Source organism: Bacillus sp. HY001 (assembly GCF_007558965.1).
GTDB lineage: Bacteria > Bacillota > Bacilli > Bacillales > Bacillaceae_G > Bacillus_A > Bacillus_A mobilis.
Genome location: NZ_VLTE01000011.1, coordinates 69,585 through 90,741, shown reverse-complemented (window position 1 = coordinate 90,741; position 21,157 = coordinate 69,585). Strand labels below are relative to the sequence as shown.

The window sequence follows — 21,157 nt, the reverse complement described above, 5'->3', positions numbered from 1 at the left end:
CTAAAAATTATTTTTTTATTATAGTAACAATTGTTTTTTTACCATTATCACTATACATATCCTTCCTTACATCTATTGATTTATTTACATTTAATCTCATAATAAAAGAGCATTCCAAAAGTAATTAGTCTACTTTCGAAATGCTCTATCATTTTATCTTACTATTGTGGACGATGAGATTCTCACTACAAAATAAGCTAAGAAACTTTTATAAATCCACCTAAATCTAGTATTACTGTTTAAAATTATTTCCCATCTTTTTCAGTCATGTATGCCCACTTGAAGCTATACTCTGGGCTAATGTTATGGTGAACGATGCCTTTTGCGTTTGGTTTTTGAACGTATGCATCACCACGTTGGTATAAAGGTACAAGCGCTACATCTTGCTCAAGAAGTAATTTCTCAGCTTTTCCTAGCTCTTCCCAACGTTTCTTCGCGTCACCCATTAATTCTCCGCCAGCTTTTTTGATCATATCATCATATTTTGAATCAGCGAAGCTCATTTGGTTATGAGAATGATTAGACTGGAACATATCTAAGAATGTCATTGGGTCAGCGTAGTCAGGTCCCCAACCAGCAAATGATATATCATAGTCTTGCTCTGTTTCTAATTTCAGCTTTTGTTTGAATGGCTGAAGTTTAATATTAACAGTTACACCTTTTAAGTTTTTCTCAATTTGATCTTTTACATATTCGCCAACTTTTTTCGCATTACCAGTGTCATAGTTTAATAGCTCAATTGTAACTTGGTCTTTCCCAAGCTCTTTTTTCGCTTCATTCCATGCAGCTGCTGCTTTTTTCGCATCTGGTTTAATACCATTTTTAAATGTTTCTTGGAAGTCTTTACCGTCTGGTCCAGTTGCTAATCCTTTCGGTACTAAGAAGTCCGCAGGCTTAGATCCATCATTTAAAATAACGTTTGACAAATTCTTTTTATCGATTGATAATGCGATTGCTTCACGTAATTTTTGGCTCTTTAACGGTGTATCTTGTCCACCACGTTTTTGATTCATACGTAAGAAGTAAGTACTTACTTGTGAGTATGAGCCAAACTCTTCTTTATTGTTTCTATACTTATCAACGAATTCACCTGTTAATAGCGCGAAATCAATTGCATTTGTATCATATAAGTTTACTCTTGTAGCTACTTCTTTTACTACACTATAATTGATTTCATCTAGTTTTACAGTCTTTTTATCCCAATATTGATCGTTTTTCTTAAGTTTCCAGCCTTGCTCATGCTTCCAATCAGTAAGAACGAACGGTCCGTTATATACCGTAGTATCAGACTCTAAACCGTATTTATCCCCTTTTTCTTTTACGAACTTCTCATTTAATGGATAGTACGATGGGAATGCTACTAAGTTTAAGAAGTATGGTACTGCTTGTTCTAATTCAACTTCAAAAGTAAGGTCATCTACTGCCTTTACTCCTAGTTCTGTTACTGGTTTTTCCCCTTTATTAACGGCTTCTGCATTTTTAATTGGGAATGCAATAAATGCATACTCAGCAGCTGTTTTTGGATCTAATAGACGTTGCCAAGCATATACGAAATCTTTCGCTGTTACAGGATCACCATTTGACCATTTTGCATCTTTACGTAATTTGAATGTATATTTTTTACCATCCTCACTCTTCGTGCTTGACTCTGCCGCAGCTGGGATTGGTTTGTTATCTTTATCTAATCGATATAAACCTTCCATTGTGTTCCCTAAAATTTGAGAACCTAATGTATCAGTATTTTTAGAAGTATCCATTGTCGGAATCTCATTTGTTTCAGTACGATTTAGTACTTGTTTCGCTGCTAATTTTTCTTCTGATTTGCTATCTCCGCCAGAGCTAGAATTTGTGCTTGTCTTCTTATCTCCGCCTGATGTAGAACATGCTGTCAATGCCATACTCATTGCTAAAACTGGTGCTACAACTGCTGTTAATTTTTTGATTTTTTTCTTTTTCACTTTCTGTACCCTCCCTAATTCTTAACGCTCTCATTTAAGAATTTTCTGATAATTCTGTTTTTCTTTATATATTTATCAGAAGATTCTTATTAACTATTATTCTACTAATTTTTCGAGTTTTGTAAAGTGTTATTATTGAAAATTTTTAAAAAATTATTTTTTTACAGTAATATTCATAAAAATTCCATAATCTTTCGAAACACTATATCTCATTGAATTCTATGTATTGATTTAATAGCCTTTATATCCTTTCACTATAAAACACTTGTAAATTATTGTTAATAAATAATGTATATCGTAACAAACCTCTTTTCTACAAAAATAAAAAAGCAGACATTACGCCTGCTTCAATTCTCTTCAATCTGTTTTTCACTTAATCCTAGATGTGATCTAAGCGTATTACTCAAACTCTGTAGATCTTTTTTATTAGGATTATAATAATATACACGTTGCCCATTTGGACCGTTAGGTAAATATAAATCATCACCAGCTAATTGTATTTTTTCAACTGAACCGTTTAAACCGTACTTATAAAATGATAAAATATCATCCATTACTAAGTTTGTTTTAAAATCACCGTCAACCGCCTCAACCATTTTTTCTAGTTTCGTAATCGAACCTACACTTTTTAATTTACTTAACATCGCTTCAATAACAAGCTGTTGGCGCTGACCTCTCATTGCATCACTATCAATATGACGCGTTCTTGCCAGTGCAAGAGCTTCTTCCCCTGTTAATTTTTGTACTCCCTTTTTCAAATGAATCGCATCAGGTTCATCTTTACTATTTTGCTCCGTAAATTCAACTGGGACATTTACTTCAATCCCATCTAATCCATCAACAATTTTAGTAAATGCATTAAAATTAAACTTCACAAAATAATCAACAGGCACTTGTAACAATTTTTCTACCGCTTCCACTGAAGCTTGCGGCCCTCCATCTTTACCATTTTTAACGAAACCACTACCATATGCATGTGTTATTTTATCTTTTTTCTTTTCAACTGGAACATATGTATATGTATCACGTGGTATGCTCGTTAATTTCACTGTCTTATCATCTTTATTAAAAGTAGCTAACAGTAGTGCATCTGTATGAAAAGCACCGTTATACTCCTTTTGTCGTTCTTGATTTTCATCAATTCCCATAATTAAAAGTGAAACATTATTTGCAATTGGTTTTACGGCGTTCTCACGTAAATTTGATTTTTCACCACGCGCTAAATGTAAACTAGACTTTTGTACGAGATTAGAAGTTTTCATATATACATAAGCACCATATCCCACTCCGCCAAATAGTAATACTACTAACAATACACTTATTATCATTGTCTTTTTATATTGTCTTTTATTTTTCTTTTCTCTTGAAGAAGAGGTATTCTCCATATAGTTCCCTCCATTTTCTATTCATCTAATATATTTTTCAATTTTTCATACTTAGCGCTATCCTTTTGAAACACATTCTCTTTCAATCCTTTGTTTATTTGTATCCATTCAGTCGTAATCGAATATTGAATCATACCTTCGTGGAAACTAAGGAACTTTAGCATAATCCCCGTATTTTTCTCTACAACCATTTCAAATTTCCCTTTTAAATCTTCAGATGTACTTACAGGCATTTCTATGTTTATTGTCCCTTCTATTTTGTAGCAATCTAATCCAAGATACTTCGTTTCTTTATAATTCCAATCCTTATATCGAATTAATAGATCAGCAAATTCTGATTGAATACTATATTTAGCAAATCCCACATATTCATCATCATATCTTTTTTTCTCGCCTGATTTTCTCAATAATCTTTCCGTAGGATTTAATTTTAATAGTTCATAGTTCCTTTCTTTCGGGCTCCATTTTGTTTCTTTATATGTATACTTCTCATCATCAAATTCTTTTTTCTTGCCCTCGTTATATATAATTGTTCGTTTTTTCGCTAGTTTATCTTCTTTCGAAGAGATACCACTTTGTTGCTCCGTATCAATCGCATATTTGTATGTTGTAGCAATTCTTGACGAGCTAGAATATTCCTCAAATTGTCCTGAAATATTTTTAAAATGATCAATAGAATCCAGCATCTTTTCATGAATTTTTTCTTTATCTGGATAATTTACATTCGATTTTATTTCCTCTTCATTTTCATAATCAGAAAACGCCTTTTTCTTTACATATTGAAATACTCCGCCATTTTGAGCGAAAATTTGATCAGAGAACTCCGACATAGATACGATTGAAAGTGCTAGAACAGCAGCACTCATAACCATCATATACGCTCTGTAACCTTTCTTTTTGACCGGAAGATTATGTAGTGTACGATTAATCTTTTCATTTAACTCTGGCGGTACTATAACATTCTCTTCTTTTATTCTCTTTTTTAATTTCTCATCAAATAATTTTTCGTTATCCATCCTATACACCCCCTATTCCATCTTTAATTGTTTTTGCAGTTGTTCCCTCGCACGTGACAATCTCGATTTCACTGTTCCTTTTGGTATTTCTAAAAGCCTTGCTATACTCTCTTGATTCATATCTTCATAATAATAAAGAACCGTAACCGCTCTTAATTCTTCATGTAACGATTGAATCGCATTACACAAATCTATATCTTCATACTGATCACACGCACTCATATTGTAATCATTCTCTTCTATCACAATTACCTTTTTATACGCTCTAATAATATTGTTACACTCATTCATTAAAATTCGAATTAACCAAGTTTGAAAGAACTCTTCTTTTTTTAATTTTTTTATATTTTCATAGGCTTTTAAAATTGTTGCCTGTATCGCATCCTCTATATTTGTCTCATCACGTAACATAGCCTTTGCAATGCGATACATCTTCACTTTTTCTGTATGTATAAGCGCTATAAACGCTTCATGATTACCTTTTTTCGCTAAAGAAACATCGGTTTCTTCTTTTACAATCATTTTATATAAAGGGATTACTTTCACCATTGCTCCTCCTGTTTCATCCTCACTTCAAATTTAACTTTACATGTATTAGACGGATGAGCCTAGAAAAAGGTTCATTTTTTTGAATATTTTCATAAAAAAAGGTAAACATTCTTCATGTTTACCTTTACTCAGATGTAATTCTAAGGAAATATCCATCTGGATCCGTAACTTTAAATCCCTTCATCTCCCACGGATACGTTTGAATTTCTTCTTTTATTGTGCACCGCTTCTCTTTACAACGTTCATATACTTCTTCAATCCGATTGACAACAATAATTAGTTCAAAGCCATTCCCCTTCATTTCTTTTCGATTGTAAAAATAGTGATTTTCATTCAATCTTGAATCACTGACTAGCAATAAAGAAAACTGATCGTGATTAAAACGTGCTGCATGCATATCTTTTTTATACAACTGTAAACCAATTACTTCTTCATAGAACAATAATGACCTCTCAATATCATTTACATATAACTGAACCCGGAACAAATGATTCATTCGCTTCCTCCTCATCAAAAAAAGCCCACTTTCTCAGTGGACTTTCTACTTTACAACGGTAAATCCCTCTTTCTAAACACTACAATTGCTACTATGAAAATACAAAGGGCTCCAGCAGTTAAACCTATACTCACTGGCCATATATTATACGTTCCCTCCGCTATTTCTTTCGGACGAAATAGCGTAAATAATGATATATTTCTCACCCACTCTAACTTATCGCTTAATTTACCTACCATATCCGTTACGAAGAATAAAATAGTTAAACTCGCTGAGTAGCTAAGTGCCTTTCTTGCGTCATTACATATACAAGAAAAGAAAAATGAATAAGCACTAACGACTAAAAATATGAGCCCTCCGACTACATTTATCTTCAGGAATAATTCTTTATTTAAGTTATTATCTTCTAAAAACCATTTTGCACCTACTATACCCGCTACATACGTAACAGTTACTATAATTAGTAGTCCCAATATAAGAATAGCCGCTTGTGTGATTGCAATTTGCACTCTAGATACAGGTGTTGCTAGCAAGTATGCCATCGCTCCTTTATCTACATGACGAGCAATTAAATGCGTTGCAACCGTTACACAAAAAATTGTTAATATGATAATAAACAATAAACTATAATATTCGCCAGCTAAAAAATCCATTACGTTTTGAATCGGACTTTCCATGCCAACAATTTTTTTCACACTATCAGGCATAGCACTTATTAATTCATTTAACCCTTTTGCCGATACCATTGAAGGGAATATCCAAATTAACAACCATAAATATAGAGCTGCACCGGTTGCATAACTCAAAATACTTTTTTGTGTTTCTTTCAAACTAGCTAAGAACAATTGCTTATTCATGCTTTACCCCTTCTTTCTTATCGTAATAATGCATAAATAAATGTTCTAAATCCATTGCTCTTGTTTGAAGTGCCGTTACATTATAGTTTGAAAGTGTTTGTAAAACAGCTTGATAGTTTCCTTGTACAATAATCGATGCTTCTCTTCCTTTCACCGCTTCAAATTGCAAATTGCATTGCGCCAGAGATTCAATCTCTTCTTGCGATGATACGGTTACATCTATTACCTGTCGTCTCATACTTTGTAAATCATGAATATTTTCAACCGTTACAAGGCGACCATCTTTAATAATCGCTACTCGATCACACGTACGCTCAATTTCAGTGAAAATATGCGACGACATAAGAATTGTTTTTCCTCTTTGTTTTTCCTCTACTATTAAATCTATAAATACTTGCTGCATAAGTGGATCGAGCCCTGATGTCGGTTCATCTAAAATTAACACTTCTGGATCATGCATAAAAGCAGCGACAATTCCTACTTTTTGCTTCATTCCTTTAGACATTTTTCGAATCGGTGTTTTCACATCAAATTGCAGACGTTCTATTAATTCATCTCTTCTTTTCGTATCCTTAAGCCCACGCATTCCTTGCATTAACTTTAAAAACCCTAATCCGTTCATTCCTTCAATAAAAGAGATTTCTCCTGGTAAATAGCCAACTTCTCTTTGAATTTTCGCTGCTTCATTCCAACAATCTAATCCAAAAATTGTCGCTTTACCATCTGTTGGTTTTATAAATCCCATTAAATTACGAATCGTTGTGGATTTCCCGGCACCATTTGGTCCTAAGTAACCGAATACTTCCCCTTCTTTTACATCAAATGTAATATGAAACAAACCTTTTCCATTTGAAAACTGTTTTGTGACATTTTGAACTGAAATCATAATTCCACCTCATTTTTGAAATATTAAATATGTGATATTTCAAAATTATTGTACTCCTCATCTTTCATATTCGCAACAACTTTTTGAAATATTTATATGTACATATTTCAAAAATATTGTTTTCCATTATTTTTTCTTGTATATTTTAATTGAGGTGATTGCATTGAACGGCTTTGAAAAAGTGAAAGAAAAGAAAAAACGTGCCATTAAAGAGGCCGCCTTCTTATTATTTTCAGAACGTGGATTTAATGAAGTTAAAATAGAACATATTGCAAAAAAAGCAAACGTTTCTCAAGTTACCATTTATAATCATTTCGGAAGTAAAGATGCGTTATTTCGAGAGCTTATACAAGAATTTATTATATCTGAATTTCAATATTATAAAGATCTTGCAGCGGAAAAATTACCTTTTCATAATATGATGCAAAAAATGATTGTAAGAAAAATGAATACTGGTGGGTTATTTCAGCCAGATATGTTACTACAAATGATGCAAAGAGATGAAGAGCTCCGAGAGTTTATTTATAGTTATCAAAACGAAAAAATCCTACCTTGGTATTTAGAAATATTAGAACAAGCACAGCAAAAAAATGAAATTAACCCTCACCTGACTAAAGAAATGATGTTATTATACATTCAAATGTTCACTAAATTAGGTGATGATTTTGGAGCACAGCTTCTTGAAGGGGATCGTGAAAAACATATACAAGATATCGTTACGATGTTCTTTTATGGACTGTCCGTCCCAGTAGAATAATGTTTCTAAAGAACAAATAACATCACAAAAAAGCCCTTTAGATATTTAAATCTCAAGGGCTTTTTCATGTCAAAAAATGATTAAAACTAACTTTATCTTAAAGAAGTTAAATGCTGCTCTATAGATAATACCTTATTATAGATTAGCTCCTTTAGCATGACAGGCTGAATGGAGATAATCGTTTCTCCGAAATTTAGAAAATAGTTCGATATAAAATCAACTTCTTGCTTATTAAAATAGCCTGTTATCATGTAACTTTCATTTTCTTTTTGTATCTTCATGGAAGGATAATTCTCTTTATCAAAAATGTCTTTTCCTTTTTGATTAACAATAATAATAAAATCAGTTGCATCAGGCTTTCTGTGAAAAGTAGTAAGATAACTTAACAATTCTTCCAGAGTTTTTGAATTCATATTATTTGTTTCCTCAATAGAAAGAATTTTATCACATCTAATGATTTGAACATGATTTGTCTCAAAATTTAAGATTTTAGCATACCACTGGCCAAATTTAGATTCGATTCGAATAAATTGAGCTACCATTACTTTCTCCACATCTTTTTTTAAATATGTTAAATGATAAACTCGCTCAGCAAAAATCCCCTGTAAAATTTCTTTTAAGAACGGACTAAAATTGCTATGATTTGTTACCTCAAAGGAAAGCGTTCGCTCCATAATCGAAATATTTTTACTCACATTATCCGGTAGTACATGTTTAAATTTATTTTCAAGTGCAATACTTTCTATATTAAATGGTTTTGTCTTGTATCCATTTAATGTGAGAATCGAAAAGTATAACGCATACATTTCATCCACACTAAAATAAATTGGCGATAACACACTATTTTCTATAATTTTATAACTTCCATTTCTACCTAATTCAGAATATAATGGTACACCTATTTCTTCCAATGATTGAATATCTCGTAAAGCTGTACTTTTAGAAATAGCATATCTAACCATTAAATCCTTTAAATTAAAATGCCTTTTATTATTTAAGAAAATAAGCATATCATTTATTCGTTCCGTTTTTTTCATATTCCCCTCCCGAAAGGTGTCATGTATTGAAACCTTTTTAGTCTATATTATAATTATTAACTAATAAAGGAGTTGAATATGTATGACATTAGAAATAGCTATTTTTCTTTCAATGAATGGGCATGCAAAAGAGGCAATTAATTTTTATACACGCAATTTAGAAGCTAAGCAGTTAATGATTGTTACGTATGAAGAACTGGCGAAAAGAGATCGTTCTTTTAAAATTACAAGTGAAAATAAAGATCATATTGCTCACTCTGTTTTACAAATTGGGAATACAAAGCTAATGATAGCAGAAGATACAATGAATCCTAAGGAACGTTTTAACGTTGGAAATAACATGTCACTTTGCATTCAAAGCGCTAATTTAGAAGAAATACAAAGGTTTTATAATAATTTAATTTCCGATAAGAACGTGAAGGTAATCGCTCCACTAGAAAAAAATATATTTAGTGAAGCATATGGTATTATTGAAGATCCTTACGGCACACAAATTCAGCTAATGTATGACAAACGATTAAGCTAAATAATTAGTCATATTCACATTTCCCTAATAAAAAAGACACGAAATTCTTAAAGACATATGAATAATAAGAGTAAAGATAGTAAGGATTGATTATCCCTACTATCTTTTTTTATCTAAACGGATAAATTTAAAATACATAGTAATAATAGATACTTTATGTTATTATCTGAATATTATATATATTATTTTTATGGAGGAAGACGTAGCCTCTGTGCGAGGACCTTGAATTTAAGTAAAGGAGTTAGTAGCTAAATGACAATATCTCGTAAGGAAAAAACAATAAAGGATAAATGGCATGAGATTGTATCTGTTAGAGAAGCACAAACAGGTAATGGGACAATGTACTATCTTATGGATGAAAACTTAGATTTTATACTATTAGTAAAAGAATATCTCGATATGATACAAGCAAGAGCAATACGAGAAGTATCTCCTAATACGATAAAAACATATTGCTACAACTTATGGTATTTCATTGTGTATTTGAAAATAAAGGGTTTGGGTATTTTGGACCTAGATGGAAAACCTGATATTCTTACTAACTTCAAATTATGGCTCAAGAACCCGTATAGATTTTATGAAAATGTAGAGATGCTAGATTATGAATACGTTGAAGACGACCTTAAAGTTTCTACTGTCAATGCCATCGTAGATAGGGTAAGTTCTTTATTCCTTTGGCTTAAAGCTAGTGGGAGGATTAAAGACAATCCTGTTGTGTATCGTAATGTCATGGTTACAAATGAGATGAGAGATAAAGATATGTTATCCCACACTCGGAAAAGCAGGACTGTTCAGAAGAACACTTTAAAATCAAAAGTTCCTCATATTATTCCTAAGACCATTGATCAAAAGGATTTTCAGACGTACCTGAAGGCAGTCAATCTCTTACGAGATAAAATCATTCTCTTAACTCTTAAAGAAGGAGGGGTAAGGTCTGGTGAGCTTCTTGGAGTAAAGCTTGAGGACATTGATTATGGCGAGCAAGGCATACATATTCGTTTCAGACCAGACAACGAAAATGGATCAAGGGCTAAGGCTGGGTATGGCAGGGACAGGTTTGTTCATCTCCCACCTGACCTTATGATTTTGATAGATAGATATATTAGTAGCTATTGGGTGAACAGTGACCCTGTTACTGATTTCCTGTTTGTTGTGGTTAATAGTAATAATCCTATGGATAATGGAAAGCCGATGAAGAAATCGACACTTACCTCCACCCTTAATCATTACAACAGGAAAACAGGGATTAAACTGAACACCCATAAACTAAGACACACGCACGTTACTGAATTAGCAAGAGAGTACATCAGTAAAGGTGAGCCTATCAACTGGAAGTATATCCAAGAAAGGGTTGGTCACAAAGATGTTGCAACCACGATGCAAATATATGCCCATTTAAATGCAGAAGACCATAAAAAAGAATACCAACGAATGAGTGAGTATAGAGAAGAGAAACGGAAGGAGCGAGAAAATGGCAAAAAATGAAGCAGCAAATTCATCAAAAGCAAATAACTCGAAGAGTTTGGGAACAAAGGCAACCTTTTCTCCTTTTCCTATTACAGCTATCGATACCTCTTGGATGACGAAGACACAGAAGAAGTTCTTCGAAGTCTTACAGCAATCTGAAAACCAAGATAAAAAGTATGACGTATTATCTAAATTAGCAGGATTTAAAAGCTCTGGTCCTTGGTATACAGCCATCAAAGATGAAAAGTTCGCTGAACTTTTAGAAAACATGGGTGTTCAGGTAAAACACTACGAAGATGACTACCCTCCCCATCACGAAGTTGAGTACATTAAAAACCCAAAAGAGCGAGAAGAATATCTCAAAGAAGATGTGTGGGATGTAAGAAGGTTATTTAAGAATTATCCAAAACATCTTTCTCCTGTTCAATTTATCGTTAAATTGACTAAATTGGAAAATATTCATTTACGCCCAACGGTAAAAAGGTATTTTGTAAATATGCTTGGAACTTGGGAAGCTAAAACGTTTAAAGAAAACATCCTATGCTTGAGTGATTTTTTTAGTATACTGCATGATAAATTTCCGAATATCAAATCTTTTAAGGAGCTAAATAGGCAGGAACATATCGAAAAAATTCTTCCTGACATATATTCACTTTCTAACTGCAAATCTATCAGAGCGATAATAACTACCCGTTCTATGTTCCGATACATGTACGAAAATAAATGGTCCGATGGACCAAAAACAGACGCTTTATTGATTAGTTATGATACGCCTAAAACGGTAGAAACCCTACCAAGACCCATTCCACCACATATTAAAATAAAATTGGATGATTACTTGGAAAATATAGTAATCCCCCTATTGGAAGATAGTGAGGAAACTCCCATTGTATCCCCGACTTATTGGGATTTAATTATCATTTTAAGATATACAGGAAGACGTTTTGAGGACATAGCTCACTTAATTGCAGATGGAAGTGATATTGATTGTTTGAAATATGATTTGGATGGAGATCCACAACTTTTCCTTGACCATCGTATTGCAAAAATCAAAAAAGATTTGGTCGTTCCATTAGCACATTTAAAAGACTCCAAAGGAAGAAATATAGTGGAACGGGCAATTTTACGCCAAAAGGAACGGGTAAAAGATTTACCTCCTACTTCTGATAAGCAAAAGTATTTATTTAGGGAAGTTATTACTTTCGTTCAAGAAAAAACTCTGATAACGGAGTCTGTTAGTTATGCCACTATTTATCATCATGTACTGTCTAAAATATGTAATCAAATCCCATTATCAGATATTGGTGCACAGTCTGGAGATATTTATAAAATAGCTTCACACCAGTTTAGGCATACAGTAGCCACCGAAATGATTGATGCAGGAGTCGATATATACGCTGTTAAAAACTTTTTAGGGCATTCATCAGTTAACATGACAGAAAAGTATATTAAGGTCTACCAACAACGTTTAAAAAAGGAGTTTAAAGATAAGCTTCTTAAATCTGATGCCACAGCAATTAAAGACAATCTCCCAGAGCAAGAAGAAACTTTCGGTGATAACAAATGGGTCAAAAACAAAATTATCGCTATTTTTGACCAAGGTGACGGATGTTGTGAGCATCCTTATAAGATGCCCTCCTGTCCTCATCAGGTGGCTTGTAAAACGTGCATTAAGAAAAAGATATTGCCGAGACATAAAAACGCAGTTATAGATACAATAGATGCCTTTACAACGCATTTAAACCAAGCGAAACAAATTGGACTAAATGAAAAAATTGAGGAATTTGACAAGGTAGTTCAGTTCTATCAAACCGCATTGGAAATCATTGAAAAGGGTGAAACATTCGATGCCTCAAAACATTTCTATACAGGAGGTGTCCATTAATGGCTAATATGAGTCCAAATACCTCTAAAATGGTTGAATCAAAGAAAATGGAAAGCAGGTTAAAGAAGCAAACTGTTTTAGCTGTTCTAAAGGAGCTAACGCTCCTTGATGATCCAATAAGTAACCCTATATCAAAAGCTGAAATTTGCCGTAAAGCAGGAGTAAGTAAAACGTTTTTGTACTCGTATCCAGAAGAACTTATAAAGCCAATTGATGAAGCAATAATAAAACAAAATCAGAAATTAAAGGTTATCACAAAAAAACAGACATTTAGTGAAAGTTCCAAGGACAAACTTATTGATTCCCTAAAAAGAAGAATAGGTAATTTAGAAGAAGAAAACAAAAAACTAAAAAGAGACAATTCTATTCTACTTGGAAAAATAGCGAATAAGTAAAAAAAGCCTGTATCGAAAATTACCAGGTAATCGTCGATACAAGCTTTATATTTTAATGTTTAATAATGGTTATATATATTTAACCATATGGTGTCTTTTTTATTTTACATTGATAACTCTACCTGTTTCACTACTTTCAATCGCTAATTGAATAAGCCTAATAACTTCTAAGCCTTCTTGTGCTGTTACAGGTGGTTTCTCACCATTTACAATACTATCTCTTACACCTTTATAGTACATGTCATAACATCCAACTGCTGTCGGAATACGCTCTAGCTTTTCTTCAGCATCTAAAGTAGCAAAATTCTCTTCAGCATCTACTCCATAACTGTTATCGCCTGGCTTCATTCCATTTTTTAATTGTTCCTCCTGTGAATCCATACCGTATTTCACGATAGAACCTTTATCTCCATGCAGTGTAAAGTGTGGACCTGCTTGCTTTACGTAACTGCTACTATGTAAAGTGACACGTTTCACACCGTAGTGAAGTATAACATGGAAGTAATCATCAATTTCTGCACCTGGTCGTTGTTTGATCACATCTGCACTTATCGCATCTGGTTTCCCAAATAATGATAATGCTTGGTCAATTAAATGAGATCCTAAATCATATAATATCCCTGAGCCTGGTAAATTCTTTTCTCTCCAGCGATCACGTACATTCGGGCGAAAACGATCGAAATGCGCTTCATATGCGTATACATTTCCTATTCTATTTTCTTCTAACAATTTCTTTATCGTCAAGAAATCATTATCAAAACGACGATTATGATATACACTTAAAACCACATTATGTTGCTCTGCTAACGAAATAAGCTCTTCCCCTTCTTCAATTGAAACAACGAATGGTTTCTCCACAACTACATGCTTACCATGTAAAATTGCTTCTTTTACATATGGAAAATGAGTCGTATTCGGTGAAGTAATGACCACTAACTCAATATCAGCACGATTTACTAATTCCTCAATTGTGCCAACAACTTCAGCGTTTGGTAACGCTTGTTTCACTAGTTCTTCTTTTGAAGATAAAATAGCACGAATATCGTATTCTTCTATCGTTTGTAATAATGGGATGTGAAATGTTGTACTAGAAAACCCAAATCCTACAATCCCTACACCTATTCTTTTCATGTTGCCCCTCCATCTGTCCGGCTTCAACTAATAATCAGTGGGGATAAAGAAAACACTCACTGATTAAAGTTTCACTTTATGAGAACGATTTCATTCAATTATTATAACAAGATTATTGTTATGGACATAATAATTTGCCTAGAAAAAAGCATCTTGCTATTATTCATAGCAAGATGCTTTCACTTTACTCCGGTCGTTTTTTCGTCCACGTTTCAATAACTTCACCAGTATCATTAACATCTAGTACTAAACTACCGTTACTATACCGGTCTTTATTTCGATACGCTTTCGGATCAATTTCTTCTACGATGTGCTTCTCTGTCTTCATGTAAACTAGTTCATCGTCTCGAACAATTTCAATACCGACAATACGGTATGGATTACGTTTTAACTCTTTGAAAATAACAAGACCTCGCTTCGCCCTCGTTGATTTTTCAATTTCTGATGCTTTTAAACGTTTTACAGCACCGCGCTGCGTTACGAGAATAAGTTGATCTTTTTCACCATTTAACGGTTTACCAGAAGCAACATAATCATCTTCTTTTAAATTAATTGCTTTCACACCAGCGGCCCTTACACCGACTGGACTTACTTCATCTTCATGGAAAATAAGTGCATATGCACCATAGGTTGCAAGAACGATATCACTCGTTCCATCTGTTGCAAATATATCTACTACTTCATCATCTTTTTTCAAGTTTACAGCAACAAACGCCCTTGAATAACGCTGTACTTTATATTGGTTTAATTCTGTTTTCTTAATCATGCCATTCTTTGTTACAAATACGATAAATCGTTTTTCTTCTTCAAAATTCGGTACGACAGTCGCCCAAATAATCATTTCATCCCGCTCAAGCGAAACGAGATTCGCAACGTGTTGACCTAAATCTTTCCAACGGATTTCTGGCATTTCATATACTGGCAGATATATATAGTTTCCTTTATTCGTAAATAAGAGGACTGTCTCTGTCGTATTCGTATCGAATCGCTCCAGTAAGATGTCACCCTCTTTCATACCGAAGTCTTTCCCGTTCGATGCATTATGCGAACGCCAACCTGTTCGTTTCACATATCCTTCTTTCGTTACAGTAACGATGACATCTTCCTGCGGAATCATCACTTCCACATCGATTTTAATTTCCTCAATTTGGTCTTCAATAATAGCACGGCGATCATCACTATATGTTTTCTTTACTCTCTTCAAATCTGTTTTAATAACTTGAAGAAGTCTTTTTTCACTTTGTAAAATTGCCTGTAATTCTGCAATTTTTGTACTTAATTCATCCGCTTCTTTTTCCAGTGCTGTAATATCTGTATTTGTTAAACGATATAATTGCAACGAAACGATTGCTTCTGATTGTGCTTCTGTAAAGCCGAATTTAGCACTTAAGTTATCTTTCGCATTGCGCTTATCTTTAGAAGATCTAATCGTTTCGATTACTTGATCTAAAATTGATAATGCTTTCATTAAACCTTCAACAATATGTTGACGATTTTCTGCTTTTCGTAACTCATACTGAGAACGCTTTGTTACGACTTCTTTTTGGTGTCCAATATATGCATCCAAAATTTTTGGTAACGTCATAAGTGTAGGACGACGATTATTTATCGCAACCATATTAAAGTTATATGGAATTTGTAAATCTGTATTCTTATATAAATAATTTAAAATACCTTCAGCATTTACTTCTTTTTTCAACTCTACAACAATGCGAAGACCTGTACGATCTGTCTCATCACGTACTTCAGCAATTCCATCTAGTTTTTTATCTAGACGTAATTCATCCATTTTTTTAACAAGGTTCGCTTTATTTACTTCATATGGAATTTCTGTAATAACGATTTGTTGCTTACCACCGCGAATCGTTTCAACTTCAGCTTTCCCGCGAATAATAATTTTACCTTTTCCTGTTTCATACGCTTTTTTAATACCATCAATCCCTTGAATAATACCACCGGTCGGGAAATCTGGTCCTTTCATAACTGTTAATAAATCATCAACAGTACTATTCGGCTTATCAATACGCATCATCGTCGCATCAATTACTTCCCCAAGGTGATGGGGAGGAATTTCTGTTGCATAACCAGCTGAAATCCCTGTAGATCCGTTCACTAATAAGTTCGGGAACATCGCTGGAAGCACAACAGGTTCTTCACTCGTATCATCAAAGTTTGACACAAATTCTACTGTTTCTTTATCAAGATCACGTAACAACTCAGATGCAATTGGTGATAAGCGGGCTTCCGTATAACGCATTGCCGCTGCTGGATCACCATCCACACTACCATTATTACCATGCATTTCAACTAAAACATTACGTACTTTCCAAGTTTGACTTAAACGTACCATCGCTTCATATACAGAGGAATCACCGTGTGGATGGTAGTTACCGATAACATTACCAACTGTTTTAGCTGATTTACGAAATGCTTTATCATGTACATTTCCTTCTACATACATAGAATATAAAATACGTCTTTGTACAGGTTTTAAACCGTCACGCGCATCTGGAAGCGCGCGGTCTTGAATAATATATTTACTATAACGTGCAAAGCGGTCACCTAACACGTCTTCAAGCGGGAGGTCATGAAACTTCTCTGCCTGCATGTTATTCCACCTCCGTCTCCATAATCATTTCATTTTCTAAAATATTTCCTTCTTCTTGCATACCAAATTGTACATTTCGTTCGATCCATTTACGACGAGGTTCTACTTTATCACCCATCAATGTCGTAACTCGGCGCTCCGCTCTTGATGCATCGTCAATTTTCACACGAATCAACGTACGTGTTTCGGGATTCATAGTTGTCTCCCATAATTGATCTGCATTCATTTCGCCAAGTCCTTTATAGCGCTGTAGCATGTAGCCTTTACCAACCTTTTTTGTTACACCATCTAATTCTTCATCAGACCATGCATACTCAATTATTTCACTTTTCCCTTTTCCTTTACTTACTTTGTATAAAGGAGGAAGTGCAATAAATACTTTGCCAGCTTCGATAAGTGGTTTCATATATCTGTAGAAGAACGTTAATAACAATACTTGAATGTGTGCACCATCTGTATCGGCATCGGTCATAATTACAACTTTATCGTAGTTAATATCTTCAACAGCGAATTCATTCCCTACACCACCGCCAATAGCGTAAATGATTGTATTAATCTCTTCATTTTTAAAGATATCAGCAAGTTTTGCTTTTTCTGTATTGATTACTTTACCACGTAACGGTAATACCGCTTGGAAACGTCGGTCTCGACCTTGTTTCGCAGAACCACCGGCAGAGTCACCCTCTACTAGGTACAGTTCATTTTTTTGCGGGTTACGTGATTGTGCAGGTGTTAACTTACCACTTAATGTACCTTCTGATTTCTTTTTCTTTTTACCAGTACGTGCTTCTTCTCTCGCTTTGCGAGCAGCCTCACGTGCTTGCGCTGCTTTCACTGCCTTTCTCACAAGAAGTGTAGCAACATCCGGGTTTTCTTCTAAAAAGTAAGCTAAATGCTCTGATACAATGGCATCAATTGAAGAACGAGCTTCACTTGTACCTAGTTTCCCCTTCGTTTGTCCTTCAAACTGAAGTACTTCTTCTGGTACACGTACAGAAACGATAGCCGCTACACCTTCACGAATATCTGTACCTTCTAAGTTTTTATCTTTTTCTTTTAATAACGATACTTTACGAGCATACTCATTGAACACACGAGTCATTGCTGTCTTAAACCCAGCTTCGTGTGTTCCACCATCTTTTGTACGTACGTTATTTACAAACGAAAGAATATTTTCTGAGTAGCCATCGTTAAATTGGAATGCTAGCTCCGCCTCAATTCCATTTTGTTCACCAGTGAAATATACTACCGGATGGATTGAATCTTTTTCTTCGTTTAAGTATGAAACGAAAGCTTCGATTCCTGTTTCATAATGAAAGACATCTTCTAAATCATTTCGCTCATCTTTTATTGAGATTTTCATCCCTTTTAATAAGAATGCAGATTCACGTAATCTTTCACATAATGTTTCGTAATTGTAATTTGTCGTGCTGAAAATCGTTGTATCTGGTTTGAAATGCATTGTCGTACCAGACTCTTTCGTCTTCCCGATTTTCTCTAACGTCGTTGCAGGAACACCGCCATTTTCAAAGCGTTGTTCATAAATATTTCCGTCACGCTTAATCGTTACGACTAACCATTCAGATAAGGCGTTTACAACTGATGCCCCAACACCATGTAAACCACCACTCGTTTTGTAACCACCTTGACCAAACTTACCACCAGCATGAAGTACAGTTAAAATAACTTCAGGTGTAGGTTTCCCAAGTTTATGCATTCCCGTAGGCATTCCTCGCCCTTTATCTATAACGCTAATACTATTATCTTTATGTATTACGACAGAAATTTCGTCGCCAAATCCCGCTAACGCTTCGTCAACGGAGTTATCTACTATTTCATATACTAAATGATGCAATCCACGGCTATCCGTACTCCCGATATACATACCCGGGCGTTTTCGAACGGCTTCAAGTCCTTCTAGCACTTGAATTGCATCTTCATTATATTGGAACTGATGCTTCGCCAAACTCCTTGCCCCTTTCCTAATCAAATCAGAACATATGTTTCTATTATAGAATAACGCCTCGACTATAGTTTTGGCAAGTTATCTTATCTCTTTTATATACCATTTTCAATAGAAAAATCCTTGTTTTTTTCACAAGGATTCCTCTAGGCTACTATTTCAGAAAAATAATCGTTTGTCAACGAGAAATGGATATGTATGCCAAGATTACACATTCCAAACCTTTATCATGATCCAAATGATCAATATCCAAAATGGGATAACGAGTAATAATCCCCAAAAACAGCCTTTAAAAAATCTCATGATGAACACCTCGTTCATCGGCCCTACTTATCTATAACGAGGGCTGAATCAATCTTTCTCTCTTTAAAATCTATACTACTTTGTCATCGCATGTTCTACTTTAATACAACGATCCATTATTACAGTATAGCCTTTTTCATTTAACAGTTTATATGTATCTTCATCTTGTACTCCTAATTGTGCCCAAAAAACATCTGCATCAATCTCTACAAACTCTTTTGCAACATCCATTAAAAATTCTGAACGGCGGAATACATTTACAATGTCAACATGTTCCTTAATATCCTTTAGTGAAGAAACTGCTTTTTCTCCAAGCACCTCATCTACTGTTGGGTTTACTGGAATAATGCGATACCCCGCATCTTGCATTGCTTTTGAAACCATATACGATGTACGTTCTGGTTTATCCGATAATCCAACAACTGCAATCGTTTTACTTTTCTTTAATACTTCACCAATTTCCGTACGAGTTGGGTTTTCAATTGTCATAATTTATCCCTCCTATTCCTTTAGTATAGCCGATAAAGAAAGTCTCTTTCAATATGAAAGAGACTTTCTTTTATTTCAATTATTGATTCTTTGTAGCTGAATTATCTGCTAAAGTAGCTGTTTTCGTCATTTTTTGACCGTTACGATAGAATGTAACTTCTACTTTTTCGCCTACTTTTTTCTTTTCATATAAATATTTACGGAATTGAAGTGAATTTTCTACTTTTTGATTATCTAATGCTACTACAATATCATATTGCTCTAAACCAGCTTTTTCTGCAGGTGATATTGGGTAAATTTTACCTAATACAACGCCGTTTGTTACTTCTTTTGGTACTTTCAATTGATTTACTGCATAAGCTTGCACATCTTCTAATGAAACAACACCTACACCAAGAGCTGGACGTTTCACTACTCCGTCTTTTTCAAGTGATTCAATAACTGGTTTTGCGATATTAATTGGAATAGCAAATCCAATTCCTTCAACTTCTTGTTGTGCAATTTTACTTGAATTAATCCCAATTATTTCACCGTTTTGGTTAAATAACGCACCACCACTATTACCTGGGTTAATCGCTGCATCTGTTTGAATAACTTGAGCATTCCAATCCGCACGTTTATCGCCATCAATATCTACTGGAATTTCACGTTCTTTACTACTAATAATACCTTCCGTTACACTTCCATCAAAGCCTAGTGGGTTACCGATTGCAATTGCTTTTTCACCAGCTCGGATTTTACTTGAGTCACCTAAAGTGGCAACTTTATTTACATTAGACCCGTCAATTTCAACAACAGCTAAATCTAACCAAGGATCTTTCCCTACTAGTTTTGCATCTACTTGTTTACCATCACTTAATTTTACAGCAAGTTTATTTGCACCATCTACTACGTGGTTATTTGTTACAATATATGCTTTATTTCCTGCTTTTTTATAAATAACACCTGATCCTGAACCAGCTTGTTGTTCTTGGCCTGTTGGTTGCATTGCAAATGGATCAATGCTTTGTTGCATATTAATAACACCTACAACAACATCTTTCGCGCCTTCAATCATACCAGGTAAATCAGTTTCATTTTTAGCTTTATTGACAACAGGAACTACAGTACCTTCAACTTTTGAATCCGAACTGAATGATGATACGGCCGCTCCATTATTTTGAGCCCATGGCATATATGGTGCTGCAAAACTAATTGTGACAGCCCCAACTACCGCTCCGACTAAACCTGTGAAAAAATAACCTTTTTTACCGCCTGATTTTCTCACTTCTCTCGTTTCACTATGCTCTTCATTTAAATTCGGTCCGTCGTAATATCCCATGTTTTATTTCCCCTCTCTGATGAATTCGTACTTTCAGTATAGTCACAGTTTGTGTCCTTCTTGTGAACTCATCGTGAAATCCAATTAAAAAAATACTCTTATCTAACATTGTAGACAAGAAAAGTATT

General features: G+C 34.2%; 18 protein-coding genes. 5 read left to right on the top strand and 13 right to left on the bottom strand.

Annotated elements, in window-relative coordinates:
- Positions 1–245: 245 nt before the first annotated feature.
- From FOT98_RS08270 to FOT98_RS08240, 7 genes are all read right to left on the bottom strand, one after another.
- Positions 246–1,958 carry a peptide ABC transporter substrate-binding protein gene (locus FOT98_RS08270; protein WP_063262485.1) on the bottom strand — a complete coding sequence of 571 codons (1,713 nt, stop codon included), beginning with the start codon at positions 1,956–1,958 and terminating at the stop codon, positions 246–248.
- Between the two features lie 347 nt (positions 1,959–2,305).
- A complete protein-coding gene (locus FOT98_RS08265) occupies positions 2,306–3,343 on the bottom strand; it encodes an LCP family protein (protein ID WP_063262484.1) in 1,038 nt (345 codons plus the stop codon).
- Between the two features lie 17 nt (positions 3,344–3,360).
- Positions 3,361–4,359 carry a hypothetical protein gene (locus tag FOT98_RS08260; RefSeq protein ID WP_063262483.1) on the bottom strand — a complete coding sequence of 333 codons (999 nt, stop codon included), beginning with the start codon at positions 4,357–4,359 and terminating at the stop codon, positions 3,361–3,363.
- A gap of 12 nt (positions 4,360–4,371) precedes the next feature.
- On the bottom strand, positions 4,372–4,905 hold the full coding sequence (locus tag FOT98_RS08255; protein ID WP_063262482.1) for a sigma-70 family RNA polymerase sigma factor: 534 nt from the start codon (positions 4,903–4,905) through the stop codon (positions 4,372–4,374).
- Positions 4,906–5,032: 127 nt separating this feature from the next.
- A complete protein-coding gene (locus FOT98_RS08250) occupies positions 5,033–5,404 on the bottom strand; it encodes a VOC family protein (protein WP_063262481.1) in 372 nt (123 codons plus the stop codon).
- A 50-nt stretch (positions 5,405–5,454) separates the two neighbouring features.
- Positions 5,455–6,261: an ABC transporter permease subunit gene (locus tag FOT98_RS08245; protein ID WP_063262480.1), complete on the bottom strand. Its 807-nt coding sequence runs from the start codon at positions 6,259–6,261 to the stop codon at positions 5,455–5,457.
- The gene (locus FOT98_RS08240) at positions 6,254–7,147 is read right to left on the bottom strand and encodes an ABC transporter ATP-binding protein (protein WP_063262479.1); all 894 of its coding nucleotides are present in this window, start codon (positions 7,145–7,147) and stop codon (positions 6,254–6,256) included. The genes FOT98_RS08245 and FOT98_RS08240 overlap by 8 nt, the downstream gene beginning before the upstream one ends.
- Before the next feature lie 136 nt (positions 7,148–7,283).
- Here FOT98_RS08240 and FOT98_RS08235 point away from each other — a divergent pair, with 136 nt between their 5' ends.
- Positions 7,284–7,904, top strand: a complete 621-nt coding sequence (locus FOT98_RS08235) for a TetR/AcrR family transcriptional regulator (RefSeq protein ID WP_144290990.1) — start codon at positions 7,284–7,286, stop codon at positions 7,902–7,904.
- A 92-nt stretch (positions 7,905–7,996) separates the two neighbouring features.
- On the opposite strand, the gene FOT98_RS08230 is transcribed toward FOT98_RS08235, so the two are convergent.
- Positions 7,997–8,941 (bottom strand): helix-turn-helix transcriptional regulator, encoded by a 945-nt coding sequence (locus FOT98_RS08230; RefSeq protein ID WP_063262477.1) that lies wholly within the window; start codon positions 8,939–8,941, stop codon positions 7,997–7,999.
- An 82-nt stretch (positions 8,942–9,023) separates the two neighbouring features.
- Between FOT98_RS08230 and FOT98_RS08225 the strand changes: the two genes are divergently transcribed.
- From FOT98_RS08225 to FOT98_RS08210, 4 genes are all read left to right on the top strand, one after another.
- The gene (locus tag FOT98_RS08225) at positions 9,024–9,467 is read left to right on the top strand and encodes a VOC family protein (protein WP_063262476.1); all 444 of its coding nucleotides are present in this window, start codon (positions 9,024–9,026) and stop codon (positions 9,465–9,467) included.
- A 252-nt stretch (positions 9,468–9,719) separates the two neighbouring features.
- Entirely contained in the window at positions 9,720–10,952 is a 1,233-nt protein-coding gene (locus FOT98_RS08220; RefSeq protein WP_000156041.1) for a tyrosine-type recombinase/integrase, read from the top strand.
- The gene (locus FOT98_RS08215; RefSeq protein ID WP_001096999.1) at positions 10,939–12,819 is read left to right on the top strand and encodes a tyrosine-type recombinase/integrase; all 1,881 of its coding nucleotides are present in this window, start codon (positions 10,939–10,941) and stop codon (positions 12,817–12,819) included. Before FOT98_RS08220 ends, FOT98_RS08215 begins: the two co-directional genes overlap by 14 nt.
- Complete coding sequence (locus FOT98_RS08210) at positions 12,819–13,214, top strand: DUF6262 family protein (RefSeq protein WP_000002619.1); 396 nt, start codon at positions 12,819–12,821, stop codon at positions 13,212–13,214. The genes FOT98_RS08215 and FOT98_RS08210 overlap by 1 nt, the downstream gene beginning before the upstream one ends.
- 99 nt (positions 13,215–13,313) lie before the next feature.
- Here FOT98_RS08210 and FOT98_RS08205 read toward each other — a convergent pair whose 3' ends face one another.
- The 5 genes from FOT98_RS08205 to FOT98_RS08185 form a co-directional block, all read right to left on the bottom strand.
- The gene (locus tag FOT98_RS08205; protein WP_063262475.1) at positions 13,314–14,345 is read right to left on the bottom strand and encodes an oxidoreductase; all 1,032 of its coding nucleotides are present in this window, start codon (positions 14,343–14,345) and stop codon (positions 13,314–13,316) included.
- 184 nt (positions 14,346–14,529) lie between these two features.
- Positions 14,530–16,953: a DNA topoisomerase IV subunit A gene (gene parC, locus FOT98_RS08200; protein WP_061679912.1), complete on the bottom strand. Its 2,424-nt coding sequence runs from the start codon at positions 16,951–16,953 to the stop codon at positions 14,530–14,532.
- Between the two features lies 1 nt (position 16,954).
- Positions 16,955–18,919 (bottom strand): DNA topoisomerase IV subunit B, encoded by a 1,965-nt coding sequence (gene parE / locus FOT98_RS08195; RefSeq protein ID WP_061679913.1) that lies wholly within the window; start codon positions 18,917–18,919, stop codon positions 16,955–16,957.
- Positions 18,920–19,294: 375 nt separating this feature from the next.
- Positions 19,295–19,708: a CoA-binding protein gene (locus tag FOT98_RS08190; protein WP_063262474.1), complete on the bottom strand. Its 414-nt coding sequence runs from the start codon at positions 19,706–19,708 to the stop codon at positions 19,295–19,297.
- Positions 19,709–19,787: 79 nt separating this feature from the next.
- On the bottom strand, positions 19,788–21,029 hold the full coding sequence (locus tag FOT98_RS08185) for a S1C family serine protease (protein WP_063262473.1): 1,242 nt from the start codon (positions 21,027–21,029) through the stop codon (positions 19,788–19,790).
- Positions 21,030–21,157 lie beyond the last annotated feature (128 nt).